This is a genomic window from Chromobacterium sp. CV08 (assembly GCF_051129845.1).
Lineage (GTDB): Bacteria > Pseudomonadota > Gammaproteobacteria > Burkholderiales > Chromobacteriaceae > Chromobacterium.
This window is the reverse complement of record NZ_CP150453.1, coordinates 2,657,797-2,671,832: the sequence shown is the minus strand read 5'-3', so window position 1 is coordinate 2,671,832 and position 14,036 is coordinate 2,657,797. Positions and strand designations below refer to the sequence as shown.

General features: G+C 63.0%; 12 protein-coding genes. 2 read left to right on the top strand and 10 right to left on the bottom strand.

Annotation, left to right across the window (positions count from 1 at the left end):
* Nucleotides 1–6: 6 nt before the first annotated feature.
* The 9 genes from serC to WNM05_RS12490 form a co-directional block, all read right to left on the bottom strand.
* The gene (serC, locus tag WNM05_RS12530) at nt 7–1,095 is read right to left on the bottom strand and encodes a 3-phosphoserine/phosphohydroxythreonine transaminase (RefSeq protein WP_434627069.1); all 1,089 of its coding nucleotides are present in this window, start codon (nt 1,093–1,095) and stop codon (nt 7–9) included.
* Nucleotides 1,096–1,224: 129 nt separating this feature from the next.
* Nucleotides 1,225–1,665, bottom strand: a complete 441-nt coding sequence (locus tag WNM05_RS12525; RefSeq protein WP_434627067.1) for a PaaI family thioesterase — start codon at nt 1,663–1,665, stop codon at nt 1,225–1,227.
* Nucleotides 1,662–2,129: a PaaI family thioesterase gene (locus WNM05_RS12520; protein WP_434627065.1), complete on the bottom strand. Its 468-nt coding sequence runs from the start codon at nt 2,127–2,129 to the stop codon at nt 1,662–1,664. The genes WNM05_RS12525 and WNM05_RS12520 overlap by 4 nt, the downstream gene beginning before the upstream one ends.
* A complete protein-coding gene (gene gyrA / locus WNM05_RS12515; RefSeq protein ID WP_434627063.1) occupies nt 2,129–4,723 on the bottom strand; it encodes a DNA gyrase subunit A in 2,595 nt (864 codons plus the stop codon). The genes WNM05_RS12520 and gyrA overlap by 1 nt, the downstream gene beginning before the upstream one ends.
* 232 nt (nt 4,724–4,955) lie before the next feature.
* Nucleotides 4,956–5,765, bottom strand: a complete 810-nt coding sequence (locus tag WNM05_RS12510; protein ID WP_434627061.1) for a MetQ/NlpA family ABC transporter substrate-binding protein — start codon at nt 5,763–5,765, stop codon at nt 4,956–4,958.
* 35 nt (nt 5,766–5,800) lie between these two features.
* A complete protein-coding gene (locus tag WNM05_RS12505; RefSeq protein ID WP_434627059.1) occupies nt 5,801–6,487 on the bottom strand; it encodes a methionine ABC transporter permease in 687 nt (228 codons plus the stop codon).
* Nucleotides 6,487–7,224, bottom strand: a complete 738-nt coding sequence (locus WNM05_RS12500; protein WP_434627057.1) for a methionine ABC transporter ATP-binding protein — start codon at nt 7,222–7,224, stop codon at nt 6,487–6,489. Before WNM05_RS12500 ends, WNM05_RS12505 begins: the two co-directional genes overlap by 1 nt.
* Before the next feature lie 332 nt (nt 7,225–7,556).
* A complete protein-coding gene (locus tag WNM05_RS12495) occupies nt 7,557–8,306 on the bottom strand; it encodes an endonuclease/exonuclease/phosphatase family protein (protein ID WP_434627055.1) in 750 nt (249 codons plus the stop codon).
* A gap of 285 nt (nt 8,307–8,591) precedes the next feature.
* A complete protein-coding gene (locus WNM05_RS12490) occupies nt 8,592–10,019 on the bottom strand; it encodes a S10 family serine carboxypeptidase-like protein (RefSeq protein WP_434627053.1) in 1,428 nt (475 codons plus the stop codon).
* 433 nt (nt 10,020–10,452) lie between these two features.
* Here WNM05_RS12490 and WNM05_RS12485 point away from each other — a divergent pair, with 433 nt between their 5' ends.
* Together WNM05_RS12485 and WNM05_RS12480 are read left to right on the top strand one after the other, a co-directional pair.
* Complete coding sequence (locus tag WNM05_RS12485; protein WP_434627051.1) at nt 10,453–10,962, top strand: DUF2844 domain-containing protein; 510 nt, start codon at nt 10,453–10,455, stop codon at nt 10,960–10,962.
* An 11-nt stretch (nt 10,963–10,973) separates the two neighbouring features.
* Complete coding sequence (locus tag WNM05_RS12480; RefSeq protein ID WP_434627049.1) at nt 10,974–12,200, top strand: DUF3443 family protein; 1,227 nt, start codon at nt 10,974–10,976, stop codon at nt 12,198–12,200.
* 78 nt (nt 12,201–12,278) lie between these two features.
* Here WNM05_RS12480 and WNM05_RS12475 read toward each other — a convergent pair whose 3' ends face one another.
* Nucleotides 12,279–13,610, bottom strand: a complete 1,332-nt coding sequence (locus WNM05_RS12475; RefSeq protein ID WP_434627048.1) for a DUF3422 family protein — start codon at nt 13,608–13,610, stop codon at nt 12,279–12,281.
* Nucleotides 13,611–14,036 lie beyond the last annotated feature (426 nt).

Genomic DNA, 14,036 nt, shown 5'->3' with positions numbered 1-14,036 from the left:
TCCCGATCAGCCGTACTGACGCGCGAAGTCCATCATGAAGTTGACCAAGGACTTCACGCCCTCGATCGGCATCGCGTTGTAGATCGACGCGCGCATGCCGCCGACGGCGCGGTGGCCCTTCAACTGGGCCAGGCCGTTCTTGCGCGCCTCCAGCAGGAAGATCTCGTCCAGCGCCTCGTCCTTCAGCCGGAACACCACGTTCATCTTGGAGCGGAACGGCTGCTCGATATGGGTCGAGTAGAAACCGCCGCTGCTGTCTATCACATGGTACAGCAGGCCGGCCTTTTCCTCGTTGCGGGTGGCGATGCCCTTGACGCCGCCCTGCTCCTTCAGCCATTTGAACACCAGGCCGGCGATATAGATCGGATAGGTGCCGGGCGTGTTGTACATCGAATCGGCGTCGGCGTGGACCTGGTAATTCAGCATCGTCGGGATGTCGGCGCGCGCGCGGCCCAGCAGATCCTCCCGGATGATCAGCACGGTCAGGCCGGACGGGCCGATATTCTTCTGCGCGCCGGCGTAGATCATGCCGAAACGGGAAATGTCGATCTCGCGCGACAGGAAGTCCGACGACATGTCGCAGACCAGCGGCACATCGTCCAGCGTACCCGGGATGTCCGGGAACTGCAGGCCGCCTATCGTCTCGTTCGAGGTGTAGTGCAGATAGGCCGCCCGGGGATCGCGCTGCCAGGCCGATTCGTCCGGGATATAGCAGAAATTGCGGTCTTCGCTGCTGGCCACCACATTGACCTTGGCGTAGCGCCTGGTCTCCTTGATCGCCAGCTTTGACCAGTGGCCGGTGTTGACGATGTCTATGCTGTCCTTGTCGCCCAGCAGGTTCAGCGGGGCCATCGCGAACTGCAGCGAGGCGCCGCCCTGCAGGAACAGCACCTTGTAGCCGGCCGGAATGCGCATCAGCTCGCGCAGATCGTGCTCGGCGTCATGGATGATCTCCATGAACTCCTTGCCGCGATGGCTCATCTCCATCACGCTCATGCCGGAGCCGTGCCAATCCAGCAATTCGCTCTGCGCCTCGGCCAGCACCTGGTGCGGCAGTACGGCGGGACCGGCGGAAAAGTTGTAAACCTTGGCCATGTCTATCCTCTGTCTCTTTGCGTGTTCGGGTTGGGCCGGCTCCGGGCCCTCATCTCGAGTGTATGAAAAAACCGGCGTCTCCCGCCAGGGAAAGCGCCGGTTTTCTGACAAACAGCCTGCATGGCGTGTTCAATTGTTCAGCAAGAAGTGGGCGCGGGCCACTGCGACCGGTTTGGCGCGGTCGTCCTGCCAGGCCTCGATCAGCACATGCGCGACCCGCTTGCCCTGCTTGGTGATCTCGCACTGGGCGAACAGGGTCTGGGGTCGGCCCGGGCGCAGGTAGTCCAGCGAGAAGTCGACGATCTTCGGCGCCTCCAGCGATTCACGGTTCCACATCAGATGTATCATCGCCGCGCTTTCCATGAAGCCGCCGATCAGGCCGCCGTGCAGCGCCGGCAATGCGGTGTTGCCGACATTGCGCTCCAGGAAGGGCAGTTCGAAGCGCAGCTCGCCGCCCTCGTCCTCGGCCATCACCGTGCCCATCAGCTTGACATAGGGCAGCGCGGCCACGATCTCGGCATAGGCCTTGCGGTCGCGCAGTTCGGCGAAGCGTTGCATGAACTCGCTCATCGTCCGCCCTCCTGCACCATCGGCGTGCGGCTGGATTCCCGCATGAAGGTGGCGACGCCGTGGGCGATCGGATCCGACGGGTCGTCGTGATAGCACACCGCGCGGGTGAAGGCGATCTGGCTGGCCAGCCGGTAGCATTCGGCGGTGCAGCGTATCGCCTTGCCCGGCGTCGCCGATTTCAGATAGTCGATGCGCAGATCCAGCGTCGCTATCGTTTCCAGGCCCGGCAGCTGGGCGGTCACCGCGATGGCGCTGCAGGTGTCGACCAGCGAGGTGATCACCCCGCCGTGCAGGATGCCGGTTGCGGGATTGCCGACCAGGCCCTCCCGCCACGCCAGCTGCAGCGTGGGCTTGCGCCCCTCGGTGCCGACGTACTCGAAGCCCAGCGTCGCGCAGTGCGGAAAGGAGACGAAGAGCTGGCTCATCATCTCCAGCACCCGTGGATTGGCGGGAGTCGGGATCATTACGCCTCGCCCTGCTCCGGCGCGGCCTCGCCGTCGCCCTCTTCGCATTCGGCCTCGGATTCGGCGACGATCTCCAGGCCGATCAGCTTCTCGCCGTCGTCCAGATTGATCAGGCGCACGCCCTGGGCCGAGCGACCGGTCTCGCGCACCTCCGCCACCTTGGTGCGGATCAGCACGCCGCCGGTGGTGATCAGCATGATGTCGTCGGTTTCCTCGACCAGGCTGGCCGCCACCAGCTTCAGGCCGGTCTTGTCGGTCAGATCCATCGCGATCACGCCCTGGGTGCCGCGGCTGGTGCGGCGGAAATCGCCGACGCAGGTGCGCTTGCCGTAGCCGCCGTCGCTGGCGGTCAGCACCATCTGCTGCTCGGAGTTGCTGACCAGCAGCGAGATCACCTGCTGTTCGTCGCCCAGCATCATGCCGCGCACGCCGGTGGCGTTGCGGCCCATCGGGCGCACGTCGGTCTCGCTGAAGCGCACGGCCTTGCCGGCGTCGGAGAACAACATGATCTGGTCGTCGCCGTTGGTCAGCGCCACGCCGATCAGGTTGTCGCCGTCTTCCAGGTTGACGGCGATGATGCCGGCGGTGCGCGGACGGGAGAAGTCGACCAGCGGGGTCTTCTTCACCGTGCCGCTGGCGGTGCACATGAACACATACTGGTCGTCGCGGAACTCCTTGACCGGCAGCAGCGCGTTGATCTTCTCGCCCTCTTCCAGCGGCAGCACGTTGACCATCGGCTTGCCTCGGCTCTGGCGGCCGCCCTGCGGCAGGTCGTAGACCTTGCGCCAGTAGCAGCGGCCGCGGCTGGAGAAGCACAGCACGTAGTCGTGGGTGTTGGCGACGAACAGCGTCTCGATGAAGTCGTCGTCCTTGGTGGCCGCCGCCTGCTTGCCGCGGCCGCCGCGGCGCTGGGCGCTGTAGTCATCTATCGGCTGGGCCTTGATGTAGCCGCCGTGAGAAATCGTGACCACCATGTCCTGCGGGGTGATCAGATCCTCGATATTGATGTCGCCGCCGTAAGGCTCGATTTCCGAGCGGCGCGGGTCGCCGAACTGCGCGCGGATCGCGGTCAGCTCGTCGCCTATGATCTGGTTGATCCGCTCCGGACGGGCCAGGATGTCCAGCAGGTCCTGGATCACGTCCATGATCTCGCGGTATTCGCCGACGATCTTGTCCTGCTCCAGGCCGGTCAGGCGCTGCAGGCGCATGTCCAGTATCGCCTGCGCCTGCGTGTCGGACAGGTGGTAGCCGTCGTCCTTCATGCCGAAGGCCGGATCGATGTTATCCGGACGCGCCTTGTCGCCCTCTACGCGGGACAGCATGTCCTCGACCAGCGACGAGCGCCAGGCGCGCGCCATCAGCGCGGCCTTGGCCTGCGGAGGCGCCTCGGACGCCTTGATCAGCGCGATGATCTCGTCGACGTTCGACAGCGCGACGGCCAGGCCTTCCAGGATATGGCCGCGCTCGCGCGCCTTCTTCAGCTCGAAGATGGTGCGGCGGGTCACCACCTCGCGGCGGTGGCGCAGGAACTCGACCAGAATCTGCTTCAGGTTCAGCAGGCGCGGCTGGCCGTCGACCAGCGCCACCATATTCATGCCGAAGCTGTCCTGCAGCTGGGTCAGCTTGAACAGGTGGTTCAACACCACTTCCGGCATTTCGCCGCGCTTGAGCTCGATCACCACGCGCATGCCGGACTTGTCCGACTCGTCTCGCAGGTCGGAGATGCCCTCGATCTGCTTGTCGCGCACCAGCTCGCTGATGCGTTCCAGCAGGCGCGCCTTGTTCACCTGGTACGGAATCTCGTCGACGATGATGGCTTCGCGGTCGCCCTTGCCTATCGGCTCGACGTGGGTGCGGGCGCGCATGATCACGCGGCCGCGGCCGGTGCGGTAGCCTTCCTTGACGCCGGCGGTGCCGTAGATGATGCCGGCGGTCGGGAAGTCCGGCGCCGGGATGATGTCGATCAGTTCGTCTATCGTCAGCTCGCTGTTGGCCAGCAGCGCCAGGCAGGCATCGACGACTTCATTCAGATTGTGCGGCGGGATGTTGGTGGCCATGCCGACCGCGATGCCGGACGAACCGTTGACCAGCAGGTTCGGGATCTTGGCCGGCAGGATCAGCGGCTCGTGCTCGGATCCGTCGTAGTTCGGGCCGAAGTCCACCGTTTCCTTGTCGATGTCGGCCAGCAGCTCGTGCGCGATGCGCGCCATGCGGATTTCGGTGTAACGCATCGCCGCGGCGTTGTCGCCGTCGACCGAACCGAAGTTGCCCTGGCCGTCCACCAGCGGGTAGCGCAGCGAAAAGTCCTGGGCCATCCGCACGATGGTGTCGTAGACCGCGGTGTCGCCGTGCGGGTGGTATTTACCGATCACGTCGCCAACGATACGCGCCGATTTCTTGTATGCACGGTTCCAGTCGTTGGACAGCTCGTGCATCGCGTACAGCACCCGGCGGTGCACCGGCTTCAGGCCGTCGCGCACGTCAGGCAGCGCCCGGCCCACGATCACGCTCATCGCGTAATCGAGGTAGGAGCGGCGCATCTCCTCTTCGAGGCTGATTGGAATCGTTTCCTTGGCGAACAGGTTATCGGTCATAAGTGTCTTGATTCGTAAGGATGGATCCGGCCGTCGCGACGGGGGCCGTCGTCTGATCGACGATGGCGCGCTCCGCGGCGGCGACCGACATGATGTGGCAATCCTCCATTCTACCATGAAAGGCCGGCCGCATGCCTGCCCGCCGGGCGGCTCGCGGCGGGGCGCGCGGGCATAAAAAAAGGAGGGCCGCAGCCCTCCGCAAGTCTTGTAGCCAGGAGTGTTACAAGAAAACTCAGTTCCAGCCCTGCGGCAGTTTGTAGCCGGCGAATTTCTGCTTGGTATAGGCCTTGAAAGCCGGCGAATTGTAGGCGGCGACCACGTCCTTGGCCCACGGCTTGGCGGCGTCCGCCGCGCGCACCACGCCCCAGTTGACGTAGGCGTAGCTCTTTTCCTGGTAGACGGCGTCGGTCAGCTTGATGCCGGAGCTGGTCGCGTAATTGCCGTTGATGACGGCGAAGTCCACGTCGCTGCGCGAGCGCGGCAGCTGGGCGGCCTCCAGCTGGACGATCTTCACCTTCTTGATATTGACGGCGATGTCGCGCTCGGAGGCGGTCAGCGGGTTGACGCCCGGCTTCAGCTTCACCCAGCCGAGGTCGCTCAGCATCACCAGCGCGCGGGCGAAGTTGGACGGATCGTTAGGCGCGGCCACGGTCACGCCCGGCTTCACGTCCTTCAGCGATTTCAGCTTGCCCGGGTAGATGCCCAGCGGCGCGGTCGGCACCTGGAAGGCCTCCTTCAGAGACAGCTTGTGCTCCTTGGCGAAGTTGTCGAGGTAGGGCTTGTGCTGGAACACATTGACATCCAGCGAACCTTCCTGCAGCGCCAGGTTCGGACGCACGTAGTCGGTGAACTCCACCAGCTTCACGGCGTAGCCCTGCTTTTCCAGGATAGGCTTGATCGACTGCTTGACCATGTCGCCGAAGTCGCCGACGGTGGTGCCGATGACGATTTCCTTCTTGGCCGGATCGGCGGCCAGCGCCTGGCCTGCCAGGGCCAGGCCCACGATGGATGCTGCAACTGCCTTGATGACGAATCTACGCATTACTCTCTCCTTATAAATTCTGCGCGTCTTGAAAATCAGCGTTTGTCCAGTTTGGCCGCCAGGCGGTTGCCCAGCAGCTGGATGATCTGCACCAGGGCCACCAGCAGCACCACCATGGCCACCATCACGTCGGTCTGGAAGCGGTAGTAGCCGTAACGGATGGCCAGGTCGCCTATGCCGCCGCCGCCGACCACGCCCGCCACCGCGGTGTAGCTGAGGAAGCTGATGGTCAGGATGGTCAGGCCGGAGATCAGACCGGCGCGGGCCTCGTTGACCAGCACCTTGAAGATGATCTGCATCGGGCTCGCGCCCATGGCCTCGGCCGCCTCCACCACGCCGCGCGGAATCTCGCGCAGCGTCTGCTCGACCAGGCGGGCGAAGTACGGAATCGCGGCGAAGGACAGCGGCACCGACGCGGCCACCGGGCCTATGGTGCTGCCGACCAGCGCGCGGGTCAGCGGGATCAGCACCACCATCAGGATGATGAAGGGGAAGGAGCGCACCAGGTTCACCAGCCAGCTGAGCACGCCGTTGACGGCGCGGTTGGCGAACATCTGGCCCGGCTGGGACAGGTAGAGAATCACGCCCAGCGGGCCGCCGAACAGGATGGCGGCGGCGAGGCCCACGCCCAGCATCACGCCGGTTTCCTGCACGGCCTGCAGGATTTCCGGGCCCATCGATTGCAGGTTCTGCAGCGCTTCGTTCAAGCTTGCGGCATCCATTACGCGGCCTCCAGCAACGAGCGGGCCAGGTCGGAATCGGCCTCCACCTCGCGATTGTTCACATCGACGATCTCGACCACCCTCCCCTGGTCCAGCACGGCGGCGCGATGGCAGATGCTGCGCACCACGTGCATCTCGTGCGTGACGATGACCACGGTGACGCCGAAGCGCGCATTGATGTCCTGCAGGCAATCCAGGATGGACTGGGTGGTTTTCGGATCCAGCGCAGAAGTCGGCTCGTCGGCCAGAATCACGTGCGGCCGCGGGGCCAACGCGCGGGCGATGCCGACGCGCTGCTTCTGGCCGCCGGACAGCTGGGCCGGATAATGCTCGGCGCGGTCCTCGAGACCGACGACGGCCAGACACTCGGCGACGCGTTTTTCGATGTCGGCCTTGCTCCAGCCGGCGATTTCCAGCGGGAAGGCCACATTGCCGGCAACAGTGCGGTTGGCCAGCAGGTTGAACTGCTGGAACACCATGCCGATATTCTGGCGCGCGGCGCGCAATTGTTTCGGGGACAGGCTGGTCAGGTCCTGGCCGTCGACGATGACGGCGCCGGCATCCGGACGCTCCAGCAGATTGATCAGGCGCAGCAAGGTGGACTTGCCGGCGCCGGAGAAGCCGATCAGGCCGAAGACTTCGCCGGCCTTGACGGTCAGCGAGGTTTCCGCGACGGCGTCGAACCAGCCGCCATCCGGGCGGCGGAACCGTTTATGGACATTTTGCAGATGAATCATTCCAAACACTCCCAAAAGCATAAAGCCCGCCGATTGCTGCGGCGGGCTTTGGCTGTGGAAATCTTCGGAATATCCGGGAGATTAGATGTAGACGGATTCGGTGATGCTGGGTCTGTCTACCCACGCTTTAGCTGTTTTACGCCCGCAAGCTGTGTTCAAATCGGCGATAAATTTGATTGAGATTGAACATGCTTTTTCGCTTAGCGTCAACCGCCTTGTGAAAAATTATATGGAACTGTCGCCATATTGCAAAAAATGCTTTGCAATATGAAAATCCGTTCTTTTCTTAGAATTTTCAGTTTTATTTGAACCGCGCCATCCTCCCCGCCGACTCACAAGGGACTCAGTTGGGCGCACAGCGGCAGATGGTCGGACAGCACCGACCACGGCTTGCCCGACAACACCCGTGCCGACTCCACCCGCAAGCCGCGCACATAGATGCGGTCCAGCGGCAGCATCGGCATCCGCGCCGGAAAGCTCTGCGCATGGCTGCCGCGCGTCTCTAAAAACACCTCCTGCAAGCCCAGCTCGCGCCGCAGCAGCATGCTGGCCTCGCCGCGCCAGTCGTTGAAATCGCCGGCCAGGATCAGCGGCGTGTGCTCGGCTATCGCCTCCTGAACATAGCGCGCCAGCCCGCGGTATTGCTTGCGCCTGTCGAAGCCCAGCAGATTGAAGTGTCCGCACAGCGCCACCACCGGCTGGGGCCAGCCGTCGGGCTGCAACTGGCATTGCAGCACGCCCCGGCTCTCGAAGCGGTTGACCGAGATGTCGCGGTTGCACCAGTGGCTGACATGAAAGCGGGTCAAAAGCGCGTTGCCGTGGTGGCCGTGCTCGTAGCTGGCGTTCAAACCGTACACCGCCCGGTGCGCCAGCCGGCTGGCCAGGAAGTCGTGCTGAGGCTGCGCCGGCCAGCGCTGATGCCGCAGCGCCCGCTCCAGATGTTTGCCCTGCACTTCCTGCAGGAACAGCATGTCCGGCGCCAGCTCGGCCAAGGCCTCGGCCATGTCGCCCACCCTCAGATGACGGTTCAGAGGGGACATGCCTTTGTGGATGTTGTAGGTTATGACGGAGATGGATTTCATATAAAAACAACAACTTGCGCACCACCTGTTGAACGTCGACCTGGAAGTGCGCCAAGAATGGATGCCTGGGAATGAAATGCCTGACGATCAATTGTAGCAGTAGCCGAAGCCCAGGCTCTGAAGACACGACGGTCTCTTGCTCGGGAGACGGATCGACCATGCCCCGCCCTGCATCTCGGGGGATGCTTGCGACGCGCTTCGGGAGCGGACGCGGCCGGCATATCGGCGCGGCCTTTGGTCAGGCAAGGCCTTCCCTCCCCCTCCGGCCCGCCCGCTTCGGCCGAATCAGCGGTAGAAAGACCGCAATCGCCGGCGCATGACGGGCCGCGCCTTGTCCGCCAAATAGGACATATGCCCGCCTTCCACTCGCAGTATTTGAATCATTTCACGCTTGCCAAGATCCGCCAGCGCATTTTCCACCGAAGTGAACGGCACAATCAGGTCGTACATTCCTGTAATCGCCAGAACCTTCAAGCCTGGACGCAGCGAAATCGCCTTGGATAGGTTTGACACCGCTTCTTTTCGCCCTCTGCCTGCGACAGGATCGACTATCGGCGATGAGGACGAAAAGGGAATGTCGTGGTGAAATACGTAGGGAGTGCTGCCATGGTATTGCAGAAAATTCGAAAAATAAGCCGGCTGCGTCGCGCGTATGCATTGATAAGCCAAGGGCAAATCGCCTGAACGCGGCATCACGATTCTGGCATCGTATGAGTCCAGTATTTTCCCCGGAATAAAATCCAGCGCCAGGATGCCGCCAAAATATGGGAAATGTTCAATCAGCAACGCCCTGTTCAAACCGCTGATGCCCTCGAGGCGCTTCAGCATCTCCGGGGGCATCACCGGAGGGATGGCCTTTTTCCTCCTCGCCTCTTCATATTGCCGTGCCAGGCGTGCGAACGGCCCGACGGCAAACTGCTGAACTGACCGTAAATAGCTGTCCAGCCCCATCGTGTCCGGCTTGTCCGAGCGGCCGAAGTAGGTGGCGATCGCGGCAACCGTTGGCAACGAATCCACTGAATACGATTCCGTTGCGGGCATGAACGATAGTGCCGGAGATTGAAGAATCAAGCCATTCAGTGGCTTGTCTCCGGCAACGAGCAGCTGCGCCACCAGGCATGCGCGATAGCCGCCATACGATTCGCCGTATAGATAAACCGGGGATGTCATGCGCTGATTGGCGGACAGATAGCGAAGAATGAAGTCGCGGAATACCATGGCATCCGTCGATTCGTTCATGAATGTCTGATTGGTGTTCGGCGCAATCGCCTCCGAGTAACCGGTTGCCGGGGCGTCAATGAATACCAGGTCGGACTCGGTCAGCAGGGTATCCTCCGCCTCCGTCAACGAGAAAGTCGTGACGGCTGAATCGGGCATGCCGGTCTGAACGCGATATGGCCCCCATGATCCCAGGTGTAGCCAGATGCTGGACTCGCCCGGCCCGCCATTGAAGAAGAAGGTGACCGGGCGATCAGGCCGTGTGCTTTGGTCCACGGTATACGCGACATAGAATATCGACGCTTGCGCATCGCCATTGGATGCGCGTGCCGTCAAATGCCCCGCGTTTGCCGTATAGGAAAAATGCCGCGAACGGTCGGTCTTGCTCAACAGGATATGCCGCGTCACTGCGGCCGTTTCCGGTACGGAGCACGATGGCAGCGACGCATCGGCATCGCTGGAGTAAATCACCGGATCGCACAAGCCGACTGCCATTACCATTCCCCCCTGAGTCCCCGGCTAACGATGATGACGATGCGGAATATGTCGCCGGCGGGCGTTGGTAAAGCCGCGACTGCATCGTAGGCGCCAGCCATGCCCTGTCGCCAACCACCGCCAGCCTTATTCGGATCGATCCGATTCCGGCGGAGTCGCGGCGCGTCTATCCGAAATGGTCCGCATAGGATTTGGCTGAAAAACCCCGTCCCGACATTCGCCGCCCAATCGGTCAGTTAGCGTCAAGGCATTCAAGATGACGATGGATTGGAGGTGGTTTTATGCCGATGTAGTTTCAAGGTTCGCAGCCGGCGCGCGGCGCAATATGTCGGCCGCGCATTCCAATCGGGAGCGGAGTATCGAGCGATAAGGCATCTACGGCAGTTTCCGGCCCCCCGCGCCCATCTACACGCATGCATGGAGTGCTACAGATATGTCGTTGAAGGAACTCAAAAAAACAGGAATCTATCTGGCGTTGATGCTATCGCCACTGTCTGCCTCGGCCTCGCTTGGGGGGAATGCCCAAAGCGTCGAGCAGGACTTCTCAGCCTTGCGGGCCGCCCCGGAAAAAACCGCGGCAGCTCAGCAGGCGACCCAGCAGACGATCGATGTCACGCCGAGCGGACGCAATTACCAGGTGAAGAAGTTCATCACCAAGAACGGCACCGAGGTGCGCGAATACCTGCACAAGGACGTCGTGTTCGGCGTGACCTGGGCCGGCCCGGTGATTCCGAATCTGCGGCAGCTGTTCGGCCTCGCCAATTACGCCACTTACCGCAATGCGCTCCAGTCGCGGGAACCTGCCCAGCGCTCGCGCCGGATGCTGTCGATTTCGACTTCGACACTGGTCGTCGACTCCTTCGGCAAAGTGCCGAATTTCTCCGGCCAGGCCTATATCCCGCAACGGGTGCCGGCCGGCGTCGCCGTCAGCGATATTCAATGAAAGGGATGACCATGCGCCACTCGACCCTCGTTGCCTTGCTGGCGGCCGGCAGCCTTGCCTCCGCCCACGCCGCCGTCCCCCATCCTGCCAATGTGCTGCCGATGACCGTGCATCACAGCAACGCCATCCCCGACGTCAATATCCCGACTGTCAGCATCACCTTGTGCGCGCCGGGCCATACCGACGCCGATCATTGCCAGACCATCCCCGACATCCTGGTGGACACCGGAGCCGCCGGCCTGCGCATCGTCTCCTCGGTGCTGAAGCCGGGCGTGCGCAAGGCCCTGACTCCGCAAATGTATCAGGGCAAGCCTGTCACCGAATGTCTGCAGTATGTGGAGAGCGCCGTCTGGGGCAGCGTTTCGAAAGCCGATGTCTGGCTAGGCACCGACCCGACCCAGGGCAAGGCGCTCAATCCCCAGTACGGGAAGAGCGTGCCCTTTCAGCTGATCGGCGCTGACGGCATTCCGGACGCCCCGGAAGACTGTGCGTCGAACGGACCGGTGCAGGACACGGTCAAGGCTTTCGGCGCCAACGGCACCATCGGCGTGTCGCCGGACATTGTGGACCGCAATCCGCTGTACTACACCTGCAACGCCACCAGTTGCCAGGAGACCAAGGTCGGCCTGGAACGGATGGTGCCCAATCCGATAGGCCGCCTGCCTGACGACAATAACGGCGTGATCCTGCAACTCGATCCGCTCCATGCCGGCAACAAGCAGGAAAGCGTCGGCGGCAAGCTGATCTTGGGCATAGGCACCCAGGTCAACAACCAACTGGCCTCGAACACCAGAATCGCCTACATGACGAAGCAAACCGGGATGGCCAGCATCAAGCTGCAGGTGGGTTCGCATCCGGCATCGACATTCGAGGGCAGCAAGTTTTACGACGCCATCGACAGCGGAACGAATTTTCTGAGCTTCCCCGGCTTGCAGGGACTGACCGCTACCTATCCGAACAAATGGTGGTACAACCCGTCGAAACCGGAAGTCGTGTCGATGACGCTTACCGACGCCAAGGGAACGACCATGTCGGGCTACTCGTTCACCGTCGCGCCGGCCATACCGGCCGATTTCGAGTACGCGGCCCTGAGTCAGCTGGGCGGCCGCAGCAAAAAGGACGTGTTGATCGGCCTGCCCTACTTCTATGGCAAGACGCTGTATTTCGCGATGGACGGGGCGAAGGTGCCGGCCGCCGATGGAAAGAGCGTTCTCATCGGGCCGTTTAACGGACTGTAAAGAGCGTGTCGCGCCCGGCGGCGCCTTTCGCGCCGCCGGGCGTTTTGCGTCTGACGGCGGCTTGTCGAACCGACGCCGTCATCGGACGGCCGGATCGCCCTCGTCCCGGTGCAAGCTTTTCCGCATCCGATGCAGACCCAAGGCAATCAGCAAGGCCAGCGCCGGCACGGCAACGGCGGTGGCGACCTCGGGGTTCAGCCGCAGCCCAGCAGCCTTGGCCCCCTTGAACAGATAGGCGAGCAGGCCCGTGGCGTAATAGGTGATGGCGGCGATGGACAAGCCCTCCACCGCCTGCTGCAGGCGAAGCTGCATCGCGGCGCGACGCTCCATCGAGGCGAGCAGCGCCTGATTCTGTCGCTCGCGGCGGATGTCGACCCGGGTGCGCAACAATGCCGTGGCGCGGTTCACCCGCTCGGCCAGTTCGCGCTGCCGCATCGCGACAGCCCGGCAAGTGTCCATCGCCGGGGCCAACCGTCTCTCGACGAATTGCTGGAACGGTTGTAGACCCTGGATGCGCCGTTCGCGCAATTCGGCGATGCGGTTGCGCGCGATATCGTAATAGGCCTGCGAGGCGCTGAGCCTGTGGTCGGTGCGGGACAGCGCGTTTTCGACGGCGCCGGCCAGTTCGGTCAGTCTATGCAGTTGCTGCGCCTCGCTGTCGGCGCCTGCCGACGACATCGCGCCGGTCAATTCCGCCAGTTCTTCGTCCACCTTTGCCAGTTCCGGCGCGATGGTCCTGGCCACCGGCAGTGCCAGCAAGGCCAACATCCGGTAGGTCTCCAGCTCGAGCACGCGCTGCAGCATGCGGCCGGCCTGATGCCGGCCCATATAGTAATCGACCAGCACATATCGGGAAAAACCGTCGTCGTGGATGCGCAAGTCTGTGTAGGCACGGCCGGCGCCATCGCCGATTTCCGCGCCGACCAGCTCATTGCCGCCGAAATGCTGCGCCGACAGATCTTCGACAAGCAAGGGCAGGACGGCCGGCGTCATCAGCACCGCGTGGGCGGCCACCAGCACATTGCCGGGCAGCCAGGCCAGCCAGTCGGCCGGCAGCGCCTGCAGCGCCGGCTCGGCGAACGCCTGCGGCTCCGCGTCGTCGGCGATGACGGTCAGCGCGGAAAACTCGCCGTGCCTTTCCCAGCGTATGCTGCCGAAATCCGTCTTAAGCAGGAACTGGCCGTCGTCCAGCGCCGGGCAGGACAGCTGCAACTGCGCCGCCAGTTCCCGATACAGCCAATTCTCCCGCTCTCGGCTGACATGGCGGTGTAAATAGGCCAGGTAGCTGGCGCGCATGCCGGCGGCCAGATGCTGGGGCGCGCGAAGATGGGCCTCCCGATTCAGCTGCCGGCGTTGCGGATGCTCGTTCAGGCGGATGTCGGCCCTGTCCGCGGTCTGGGAAAGAGGCATGGCGTGAGCTCCCGGATGAGACGACTTCAGCATAGCCCGCAGAATGCTGCACTGCAACATTCGCAATGAAAACTGAGTCCCCCTCCGGCTCCGCCGATCGAATCATTCCGCGCAGGCAAAAAAAGCCCGGCACAGGGCCGGGCAATGGTAGTTGCCGAGATAACGACATGTGAGTACGCATCCCGCGACAGCCCGCTCCCAAACGGCGCAAGGATGGCGTCGACAAAAAGAGACCCGGCGCGAGCCGGGCCAACACATCCTTGGAGAAGACTGTGACGAGCAAGGCACGCCACATACGCAGCATGAGCGGTCCTGCCGCTTCTTGCCGCGGCTTCCTGAAATATTCAGAGTATTCCTATGAGAGCCTGTTCAAGGCCTTTCTGCGGCGGCGGCCGTTTTCTACCGGATTCAGGGCGCGAAAAACGG

Coding starts and splice junctions, on each gene's coding strand:
- WNM05_RS12510 (WP_434627061.1), bottom strand. CDS start 5,765: ATGCGTAGATTCGTCATCAAGGCAGTTGCAGCATCCATCGTGGGCCTG.
- WNM05_RS12495 (WP_434627055.1), bottom strand. CDS start 8,306: ATGAAATCCATCTCCGTCATAACCTACAACATCCACAAAGGCATGTCC.
- WNM05_RS12505 (WP_434627059.1), bottom strand. CDS start 6,487: ATGGATGCCGCAAGCTTGAACGAAGCGCTGCAGAACCTGCAATCGATG.
- WNM05_RS12520 (WP_434627065.1), bottom strand. CDS start 2,129: ATGATCCCGACTCCCGCCAATCCACGGGTGCTGGAGATGATGAGCCAG.
- gyrA (WP_434627063.1), bottom strand. CDS start 4,723: ATGACCGATAACCTGTTCGCCAAGGAAACGATTCCAATCAGCCTCGAA.
- WNM05_RS12485 (WP_434627051.1), top strand. CDS start 10,453: ATGTCGTTGAAGGAACTCAAAAAAACAGGAATCTATCTGGCGTTGATG.
- WNM05_RS12475 (WP_434627048.1), bottom strand. CDS start 13,610: ATGCCTCTTTCCCAGACCGCGGACAGGGCCGACATCCGCCTGAACGAG.
- WNM05_RS12480 (WP_434627049.1), top strand. CDS start 10,974: ATGCGCCACTCGACCCTCGTTGCCTTGCTGGCGGCCGGCAGCCTTGCC.
- WNM05_RS12525 (WP_434627067.1), bottom strand. CDS start 1,665: ATGAGCGAGTTCATGCAACGCTTCGCCGAACTGCGCGACCGCAAGGCC.
- WNM05_RS12500 (WP_434627057.1), bottom strand. CDS start 7,224: ATGATTCATCTGCAAAATGTCCATAAACGGTTCCGCCGCCCGGATGGC.
- WNM05_RS12490 (WP_434627053.1), bottom strand. CDS start 10,019: ATGGCAGTCGGCTTGTGCGATCCGGTGATTTACTCCAGCGATGCCGAT.
- serC (WP_434627069.1), bottom strand. CDS start 1,095: ATGGCCAAGGTTTACAACTTTTCCGCCGGTCCCGCCGTACTGCCGCAC.